This is a genomic window from Nostoc mirabile CHAB5784 (genome assembly GCF_020829645.1).
GTDB classification, from domain to species: Bacteria; Cyanobacteriota; Cyanobacteriia; order Cyanobacteriales; family Nostocaceae; genus Nostoc; species Nostoc mirabile.
Map to the genome: position 1 here is coordinate 48,615 of NZ_JAIVFS010000052.1, position 9,027 is coordinate 57,641.

General features: G+C 43.4%; 10 protein-coding genes and 1 tRNA gene. 6 read left to right on the top strand and 5 right to left on the bottom strand.

The annotated features are described in order from the left end of the window. Positions 1-859, top strand: an 859-nt coding sequence (locus LC653_RS26870; RefSeq protein WP_229497728.1) for a WD40 repeat domain-containing protein, incomplete at its 5' end; no start/stop codon positions are given. A gap of 165 nt (positions 860-1,024) precedes the next feature. Here LC653_RS26870 and LC653_RS26875 read toward each other — a convergent pair. After that, positions 1,025-1,573: a Uma2 family endonuclease gene (locus tag LC653_RS26875; protein ID WP_229497729.1), complete on the bottom strand. Its 549-nt coding sequence runs from the start codon at positions 1,571-1,573 to the stop codon at positions 1,025-1,027. A 45-nt stretch (positions 1,574-1,618) separates the two neighbouring features. On the opposite strand from LC653_RS26875, the gene LC653_RS26880 reads away from it, so the two are divergent. Beyond that, complete coding sequence (locus LC653_RS26880) at positions 1,619-2,839, top strand: P-loop domain-containing protein (protein WP_229497730.1); 1,221 nt, start codon at positions 1,619-1,621, stop codon at positions 2,837-2,839. 50 nt (positions 2,840-2,889) lie between these two features. Here LC653_RS26880 and LC653_RS26885 read toward each other — a convergent pair. The 3 genes from LC653_RS26885 to hisF form a co-directional block, all read right to left on the bottom strand. Continuing rightward, positions 2,890-2,962 (bottom strand) — tRNA-Ala (locus LC653_RS26885). A 94-nt stretch (positions 2,963-3,056) separates the two neighbouring features. Then, positions 3,057-3,251: a hypothetical protein gene (locus LC653_RS26890; RefSeq protein WP_012410736.1), complete on the bottom strand. Its 195-nt coding sequence runs from the start codon at positions 3,249-3,251 to the stop codon at positions 3,057-3,059. Positions 3,252-3,350: 99 nt separating this feature from the next. Continuing rightward, entirely contained in the window at positions 3,351-4,124 is a 774-nt protein-coding gene (gene hisF, locus LC653_RS26895; protein ID WP_229497731.1) for an imidazole glycerol phosphate synthase subunit HisF, read from the bottom strand. A gap of 221 nt (positions 4,125-4,345) precedes the next feature. Here hisF and ruvB point away from each other — a divergent pair, with 221 nt between their 5' ends. Then, complete coding sequence (gene ruvB / locus LC653_RS26900; protein WP_190935508.1) at positions 4,346-5,446, top strand: Holliday junction branch migration DNA helicase RuvB; 1,101 nt, start codon at positions 4,346-4,348, stop codon at positions 5,444-5,446. Here the strand turns inward: ruvB and LC653_RS26905 are convergent. Beyond that, entirely contained in the window at positions 5,421-5,648 is a 228-nt protein-coding gene (locus tag LC653_RS26905; protein ID WP_229497732.1) for a hypothetical protein, read from the bottom strand. The two genes, ruvB and LC653_RS26905, sit on opposite strands and share 26 nt — an antisense overlap. Positions 5,649-5,709: 61 nt before the next feature. Between LC653_RS26905 and LC653_RS26910 the strand changes: the two genes are divergently transcribed. The 3 genes from LC653_RS26910 (at position 5,710) to LC653_RS26920 (ending at position 8,758) form a co-directional block, all read left to right on the top strand. Beyond that, the gene (locus tag LC653_RS26910) at positions 5,710-6,513 is read left to right on the top strand and encodes a tetratricopeptide repeat protein (protein ID WP_229497733.1); all 804 of its coding nucleotides are present in this window, start codon (positions 5,710-5,712) and stop codon (positions 6,511-6,513) included. Positions 6,514-6,602: 89 nt separating this feature from the next. Continuing rightward, complete coding sequence (locus LC653_RS26915; RefSeq protein ID WP_229497734.1) at positions 6,603-7,883, top strand: glycosyltransferase; 1,281 nt, start codon at positions 6,603-6,605, stop codon at positions 7,881-7,883. A gap of 56 nt (positions 7,884-7,939) precedes the next feature. Further along, positions 7,940-8,758 (top strand): FkbM family methyltransferase, encoded by an 819-nt coding sequence (locus tag LC653_RS26920; RefSeq protein ID WP_229497735.1) that lies wholly within the window; start codon positions 7,940-7,942, stop codon positions 8,756-8,758. Positions 8,759-9,027: the final 269 nt, after the last annotated feature.

Here is a 9,027-nt window from a genome sequence, read left to right on the forward strand (position 1 = left end):
GGTAAGAGCAGTCGCCGTTACCCCCGATGGGCAACGGGTGATTTCTGGTTCATGGGACAACACCCTCAAAGTCTGGAATCTGGAAACTGGGGCGGAACTATTCACCCTCACTGGTCATAGCGACTGGGTAAGTGCAGTCGCCATTACCCCCGATGGGCAACGGGTGATTTCTGGTTCAGGGGACAAGACCCTCAAAGTCTGGAATCTGGAAACTGGGGTGGAACTATTTACCCTCACTGGTCATAGTCAGTGGGTAAGAGCAGTCGCCGTTACCCCCGATGGGCAACGGGTGATTTCTGGTTCATGGGACAACACCCTCAAAGTCTGGAATCTGGAAACTGGGGCGGAACTATTCACCCTCACTGGTCATAGCGACTGGGTAAGTGCAGTCGCCATTACCCCCGATGGGCAACGGGTGATTTCTGGTTCAGGGGACAAGACCCTCAAAGTCTGGAATCTGGAAACTGGGGTGGAACTATTTACCCTCACTGGTCATAGTCACTCGGTAAGTGCAGTCGCCGTCACCCCCGATGGGCAACGGGTGATTTCTGGTTCAGTTGACAACACCCTCAAAGTCTGGAATCTGGAAACTGGGGCAGAACTATTCACCCTCACTGGTCATAGTCAGTGGGTAAGAGCAGTCGTCGTCACCCCCGATGGGCAACGGGTGATTTCTGGTTCAGATGACAACACCCTCAAAGTCTGGAATTTAGCAACTAGGGAAATCATTGTCACCTTCACAGGAGATACTTCCATTTATTGCTGTGCAGTTGCAGCAGATGTTATGACAATTGTGGCAGGGGAGAAATCAGGTAGGGTGCATTTTTTGCATTTGGAGGAAATGGGATGTAATTCGTAATTTGTTATTTGTCATTTTTTATACCTATTTTCTAAGTCCTGACTACAGATAATACTCCCCCTGCTCCCTGCTTCCCTGCTGTCCATTTGTAGCTTTATTTTGGAGAATTGGTATTATGTGTCATTAGTAATTAAGAAACTACACAGGATACTAGTGACCGAGAATTTAGTTGATGCTAATGTTTACATCAGGGAAGGCTTTAATTGATAAAGTTTGACCGCTAGCGAACTTTTGAATATGCTCATATCCTGCGGCTGTTGGTTGTTGATAAACTTCCACAATTTCCTCGTTAATATCTACTAACCAAACTTCAATAATGTTTGCTTGTGCATATAAAGGAATTTTCTCTTCCCGGTCATACATCACAGTCGAATCAGACACTTCAATTAGTAAAAAAATATCCTGGGGTTGGGGGTGTGCAGTGGCGTAGAAATCATCACGGGGCTTAAGTAATGCGACATCTGGCTGAGGTTCTGAGTTATCGTTCAGTTCCACAGGGTCTTGAATAGCAATGAGAACTCTATCCCGTAACTTCTGAGACAAGAGTTTGTTTAACCGTTTCACACAAGCAGCGTGTTTTGTTCCAATCGGCGACATCTCAATAATCTCTCCCCGAATCAATTCCACTCGGTCATCTTCTGTGAGAATCCCCGACTCAACCATCTTATGATATTGCTCAACTGTGAATTTCCGTCTTAGCAATTGTACAGACATCGCCACCTCCACTGTTGTCTCATCTTTTAATTATTCTCCAAAATTATGAACTCACCACCCAAACCACCGACTACAATCAATTCCAGAGGACATCCAACGGAGTTTGAGCAAATCATTCAAGAAAAAAGCCACAACTTTGTCGGTCGTGAATTTGTCTTCACCGCTATTAACAACTTTCTCCATCGCCATAACCAGGGTTACTTCACTATCATTGGCGCACCCGGTAGCGGTAAAAGTGCCATCTTCGCCAAATATGTGACAAACAATCTTCAAGTTATTTATTACAATGCCGAACTTGAGGGTAAAAATCGTGCTGACGAATTTCTCAGAAATATCTGCACGCAACTCATTAATCAATACTCGCTTAATTACACCTCCCTCCCTGATAACGCCACAGAGGGAAGTTGGTTTTTCTCTAGTCTTCTCCAGCAAATCAGTGATGAGTTAGAACCTGATCAAAAACTGATAATTGCCATTGATGGGTTGAATTGCATTGACCGTAACAGCCAACCACCTGGTACAAATCTGTTTTATCTCCCCCGCTATCTCCCGGATGGTGTCTATTTCCTCCTCACTCGTAGACCTTTTTTGCGGGAGAAATCGGGTTTATTAATTGAAACACCGTCACAAAGTCTTGATTTAGCAGATTATCCAGAAGAAAATCGGCGGGATATTCAAGCATATATTCAAAATTACTTAACCCCTCAAGAGATCCCCCCAACCCCCCTTTTCAAGGGGGGCAATGTTTCCCCGTTGTTAACGGCTAGGGAGGATCTTAAATCTTGGCTGAGTAATCATCATATTAATGAGCAAGAATTCTGCGTAGATGCAAAGCAGCTTGCCGTTAGGCATCGCCTCACCACTTTAAGCGAAAATAATTTCATGTATCTCAGTCAGATAATAAGTGCGATACCTTCGGTAAGCTACGCTAACGCAGAAAATTTCTACCCAGAATCTTTCCAGTCCAATCAACTCCCGCCTGGTTTAGAAGCATATTATCAGCAGCATTTACATAAAATGTTTCCACCCGAACAAGGGACGGAACATAGCACGGATGTATTAAATGTCTTAATCCAGCAGCAAACAGTAATATCAGTGGAAGCTATCGCACAAATCATTGATACTGATGAGTATGAAGTTGAAGAAGTGCTAGAAAATTGGCTAGAGTTCTTACAGCAAAAACGAATAGCCTCAGAAACTCATTACAGTCTCTATCATTCCAACTTTCGAGACTGGCTAGGTAGACAAGCATTTAAAACCTTTTGAAAAATCTTCCTAACCCTCTCTATTAAGTAATAGAGTTAGCCTGTTAAAAATGGAGCTAAGCGGATTCGAACCGCTGACCCCCTCAATGCCATTGAGGTGCGCTACCAACTGCGCTATAACCCCTTAAAATCCATTATATATATTCGCTTGAATATTGGTACTTTGTCAAGCTTTTTGTGGAAACTAAATTTTTAATATCTCCTCAACCACTGGGCACTCACAACGACACTTGCAACAAATAGGTCATACAGTGCCCCATCAAAAAGTAAACTACTAACATGGCAGCAGCAGCCAGAGCAACTAATGTACCAGCCAACATGAGAGAAAATTCTTTACTCTCGTAAGCTTTTTCCATCAAGTGCAGCGACCACGCCACCAGGGCGACATCAAAAAGTAAAATAGGAAGCAACATATTTTTTAATATTTGTTAATACTTGTAAAATAATATTAACACCCTTTCAGGGAAGTGTGTCTAACCTTAGATGGATGTCATTAAATGCTAAATAGTGGGTTAAGAAAATGTTCTTACTGGTACATTGCGATCGCGCAAATAATTTTTGATTTCTGCTACGCTTAATTGTCCGTAATGTAACAGGGATGCAAGTAATGCTGCTTCAGCTTTACCTTCAGTTAGGGCTGTGTAGATATGTTCACAATTACCTGCACCACCAGAAGCAATGACTGGAATTTCTACAGCATTGGCAATTGCCCGTGTTATCTCAATATCATACCCAGCTTGAGTCCCATCAGCATCCATACTTGTGACTAGCAGTTCACCGGCCCCCCGTTTTTCAACATCTTGTGCCCACAGTAGAGCATCTAAGCCTGTATTTTCCCTGCCACCCCGCACATACACATCCCAACCTGGATTCTCCGGGTTATTTCTGCGTCTGGCATCAATAGCAACAACTATGCACTGATTACCAAAGCGATCGCTGGCCCGATTAATCAAGTCTGGATCACGCACCGCCGCAGAATTAATACTAACCTTATCTGCGCCGGCTCGTAACAAAGCTTTAACATTTTCTAAGGATTGAATGCCACCACCCACAGTCAATGGAATAAAGACCTGTTCAGCAGTCCGGTAGACCACATCTAAAATAGTAGCTCGGTCTTCATGAGTAGCTGTAATATCCAGAAATACTAACTCATCAGCACCGGCTTCATTGTAAACCTTGGCCAGTTCTACCGGATCGCCTGCATCTTGGAGATTTACAAAGTTAACTCCTTTTACAACCCGTCCCGCCTTCACATCTAAGCACGGTAAGATTCTTTTAGATAACATAATAACTTTTGTACTTCTGGATAATTGACCGGAATTTAAATTTTAAATTAGCGCGGGTATTCTCAAACTAAAATTTTCACGGGCATTGGGCATTGGGCATTGGGCATTGGGCATTGGGCATTGGTTATTCTTTCTCCTCCTGCCTCCCCCCATTCCTAATTACGAATTACGAATTACGAATTACGAATTATTCTGTTCCCTTAAAAGTAGATAGCTGAATTATGGCGATAATCTCCTCGAAAAAACAGCCTCCAGAACCCAACGGAGAACCAAAGCAGCGTCGAGAGTCGGCGAAAGCACCATCCACAGAAAATATTTTGAAGCCTGAAGCTGCTATTGATGAGCAAGAACAGCAAGAAGAAGGTATTCGACCGCACCGATTTGCTGATTACATTGGGCAAAAAGATTTAAAGGATGTGCTAGATATTGCCATCAAAGCAGCCAAGTCTCGTGGTGAGGTGTTGGATCACTTGCTGCTCTATGGGCCGCCGGGATTGGGCAAAACTACAATGGCAATGATTTTAGCATCGGAAATGGGGGTAAATTACAAAATTACCAGTGCGCCAGCGCTAGAACGTCCACGGGATATTGTCGGGCTACTGGTGAACATGAAACCAGGGGATATCTTATTTGTGGATGAAATTCATCGCCTCTCGCGGATGACGGAGGAAATTCTCTATCCAGCGATGGAAGATTATCGCTTAGATATAACTATTGGTAAGGGTTCTAGCGCTCGGATTAGAAGTTTGCCGCTATCAAAGTTTACTCTAGTGGGTGCTACAACGCGTGTGGGTGCTTTAACTTCACCACTGCGCGATCGCTTCGGTTTGATTCAAAAACTGCGATTTTACGAAGTTGACGAACTGACTAAAATTGTACTGCGAACCGCTCAATTACTCAAAACCCCCGTCACAGAAGATGGTGCAACAGAAATTGCCCGTCGTTCACGCGGAACGCCACGCATTGCTAATAGGCTACTGAAACGTGTACGTGATTATGCGGAAGTAAAAATATCTGGGGAGATTAATGAAAGCATTGCATCTGAGGCATTGCAACTATTCCAAGTAGATCCTTGCGGTTTAGATTGGACAGACCGCCAAATGCTGAGTGTGATAATTGAACAATTTAACGGCGGCCCAGTAGGGTTAGAAACAATGGCAGCAGCGACGGGCGAAGATACTCAAACAATTGAAGAGGTGTACGAACCTTACCTTATGCAAATTGGGTATTTAACTAGAACTCATCGCGGCAGGATGGCGACAAAGGCAGCATACAAGCATTTGGGATTCACGCCCCCTAATGAACAATTGTCATTATTGTAATTATGGGCATGGGGCATGGGGCATTGATACTCGTAAATGAGTCTTTGAACTCCTTTAATGAGCCTTTGAACTCCTTTAATGAGCCTTTGAACTTCTTTAATGAGTCTTTGAACTCCTTTAATGAGTCTTTGAACTTCTTTAATGAGTCTTTGAACTCCTTTAATGAGTCTTTGAACTCCTTTAATGAGCCTTTGAACTCCATTCCTCTGCCCCATGCTCAATGACAAATGACAAATGACAAATGACAAATTAGGTAAACCTAGATGATTAAGTTGATTGGTATTTTTCTCAGTCTGTTACTTGTGTTTGGCTGGGGTACTCCAGTCATGGCACAATCTCAACCGCCCATTACTCAAGAACAGTTAAAACAAGGTGATGAGTGGGCAAATCAAGCTTTTACAGCAACGAATCAAGGTGATTTTGCGACGGCTGAAACTTACTGGACAAAAATTATTGAGCAATTTCCCACTAATGCAGGGGCGTGGAGTAACCGGGGAAATTCGCGGGTGAGTCAGAATAAGTTACAAGAGGCGCTGGCAGATTATAACAAAGCCATAGAACTAGCACCGAATGTCACCGATCCATATTTGAATCGGGGTGCGGCGTTGGAAGGGATGGGAAAATGGGATGATGCGATCGCAGATTATAATCATGTCTTAGAACTCGATCCTAATGATGCGATGGCTTATAACAATCGGGGAAATGCCAAAACAGGTTTGGGTAAGTGGGAAGATGCGATCGCAGACTACAAAAAATCTAATGAGATAGCCCCGAATTTTGCCTTCGCCCGTGCTAACTACGCCCTGGCTCTTTATGAAACTGGTCAAAAAGAGAAAGCAATTCGCGAGATGCGAAATATTGTCCGTAAATACCCCCAATTTGCTGATATGCGTGCTGCCCTGACAGCTGCATATTGGGTAAATGGAGAACAAGGGGAAGCTGAAAGTAATTGGGTGGCAGCTTATGGACTTGATAGCCGTTATAAGGATATCAACTGGGTAACAAATATCCGCCGTTGGCCGCCTAGCATGGTAACAGCTTTAGATAAGTTCTTGAAACTCCAATAGGCAAGTTTAACTCAACAAAAATTCTTTTCTTTGCTCCTATGTACCTATTTTCTGGTATACATCATTGTAAATAAACAGAAGCAAGAACTATGACTCATTTTGGACTGATCTGTCCAGCATCAACTGGTCATCTCAACACTATGCTTCCCTTGGGAAAAGAACTGCAAAATCGGGGTCATCAAGTTACCCTATTCGGCTTTTCCGATGCTCAACCGCAGACACTAGCCGCAGGATTAGAATTTAGGGCGATTGGCGAATCTCAGTTTCCTTCTGGGGTGACGGCAGAATCCTTGGCTAAGTTGGGGGAGTTGAGTGGACTTGCTGCATTGCAATATACCGTCAATCTGCTCAAGCAAGGGGCAGATGTTATGCTCAGGGATGCACCACCAGCAATTAAAGAAGCGGGTGTGGATGCACTTTTAGTAGATCAGGTGATGCCAGAGGGCGGAACTGTTGCAGACTTTTTAGAACTTCCCTTTATTACCATTTGCAGTGCTGTGGTACTTAATCGAGAAGAAAGTGTTCCCCCGTTTATAACAAACTGGGGCTATAACCGAGCTTGGTGGGCACAACTGCGTAACAGAGTGGGTTATAAGTTGTTGGATCGGATCGGCAAACCAATTAGAGAGGTAATAGCTGACTATCGCCGAGAGTGGAAGTTACCCCCACACTTCAGTGCCAATGAAAATTATTCCCCACTAGCTCAAATTAGTCAACAGCCTGCCCAATTGGAATTCCCAAGGGAAAATTTGCCCCAGTGCTTCCATTTCACAGGCCCTTATCATAGTCCAACTGGTCGGGAAGTTCCTGATTTTCCTGATGAAAAGTTAACCGGACAACCATTGATTTACGCTTCAATGGGGACTGTCCAAAATCGCCTATTGGGAGTTTTCAAATCTATTGCCGAAGCTTGTAATGATTTGGATGCCCAACTAGTGATTTCATTAGGTGGTTCTGCAACTCCAGAGTCTTTGGGAAGTTTGCCCGGAAATCCTCTGGTTGTTGGTTATGCACCGCAATTAGAATTGCTGCAAAAAGCGACTCTTACCATTACTCATGCGGGTATGAATACGACTTTGGAGTCCCTAAAAAATGGGGTGCCAATGGTTGCCATTCCCGTTGCCAACGATCAACCAGGAGTAGCAGCGCGTGTAGCTTGGGCTGGTGCTGGTGAAGCTGTACCCCTGAGTAGTGTGAATGTTCCGAAGCTACGAGCCGCTATCCAAAAGGTGTTGACGGAAGATTCTTATAAAAAAAATGCAGTTAGGTTACAAGAGGCGATTCAGAAAGCAGGGGGTGTAAGTCGAGCCATTGATATTGTGGAACAGGTCGTTGCTACAGGAAAGCCTGTACTTTCTGATGCTAAATGATCCGGGAATTTTTCAGAGAATTGTTGCTTTAGTTTTATTACATTGGGGATTTATATATGACATTAACTCGCGAAACTATACTTCCCAATGGGATGAAAATCTTTTATTTGCGAGAAGAAGAAGTACTGACTCTTTACGAACAAATCCAGGAATATTTCAGGAATGGGATAGAGTTACACGAGGGTGATACTGTTTTTGATGTGGGAGCCAACATTGGTTTATTTACCCTTTGCGTATATCATCTGTGTAATCAAAATGTTAATGTATACGCGTTCGAGCCTATCCCAGCTATTTTTGATGTGCTACACGCTAATACTCAACGTGTTGATCCAGAAAAACTGAGAGTATTTCCCTGTGGACTTTCAAGGGAGGCAAAGATAATGACCTTTGCTTACTATCCCAACGCTACACCTTTATCTAATGCATACCCAGAAGGCTTAAAGGAGGATCGAGACCAATTAAAGAGGACTGTCCTGAAAAATCTCAAAGATGCTCCTCCATTTATTCGTTGGCTCCGTTGGCTTCCTCCATTCCTTAGATCGTTTATTCTCGACTTTAAATTAGAAAAAGCTTTTCAAATAGAACCAGTCAATTGCCAGTTGAGAACCATATCAGATATCGTTAGCAATCATAATATTCAGCAGATTGATTTGCTAAAAGTGGATGTGGAGAAAAGCGAGTTAGATGTACTGTTAGGCATAGAAGAACCGCATTGGCAAATAATCAAGCAAGTGGTCGTTGAAGTTCATGATTTTGATAGCAGAGTCGAAAAGATTACAACTTTACTAAAAGAACACGGACTGAGCAAAATTACAATTGAGCAGGAACCTATTTTCAAGGGTTCTAAGATTTTTAATCTGTATGCCTTGCGCTAGCAGCTTGATGAGAAATCATTGGCTTAACCTAATAATCTTGAATCCTAAATATGGAAATGCAATGGGATACGATGCGTAGTTTACCGCCGCAGGCATCGCTCCCACCTTATCCCATCCCATTCTCCCACTCTTCACAATAAACTAACGTGAGTTCGACGGATAGGAAAGCGCAGAAAGCTGGCAATGTAAGAATTTGCTCAACTGGCATTTACGGCAGCGATCGCGCAGAGTGGCACAGACGATAGCTACGATTAATTGAGAAGAGGTAA